The following is a 262-nucleotide window of genomic DNA, read 5'->3' as shown; positions in this document are numbered from 1 at the left end:
ACAGGGAGCGCCCGGCGCTGGACCCGGCCACCTTCGGCGTGGAGCCGCGCGATTTCCTGCTGGCGAACGATTTCATTCCGCCCGAGCTGCTGGCCGAGTATTCCAGCGTGGCGCAGCAGGCGCTCGATGGCGTGCGGCGCTGCTACGACCGCGCCGGCGACGTGGCCGTGCTGCGCCTGCACGGCGACTGCCATGGCGGCAACGTGCTGTGGACGGATGCCGGCCCCCATTTCGTCGACTTCGATGACAGCCGCATGGGACC

General features: G+C 70.2%; 1 protein-coding gene. It reads left to right on the top strand.

What is annotated here, in order from left to right; all coding sequences use genetic code 11:
- Nucleotides 1-262: phosphotransferase (locus tag ACYYG1_RS17570; protein ID WP_461211626.1), on the top strand; the 262-nt coding region annotated here is incomplete at both ends.

Source organism: Desulfocurvus sp. DL1XJH-121 (genome assembly GCF_054819825.1).
This window is presented reverse-complemented; position numbering and strand designations above follow the sequence as displayed.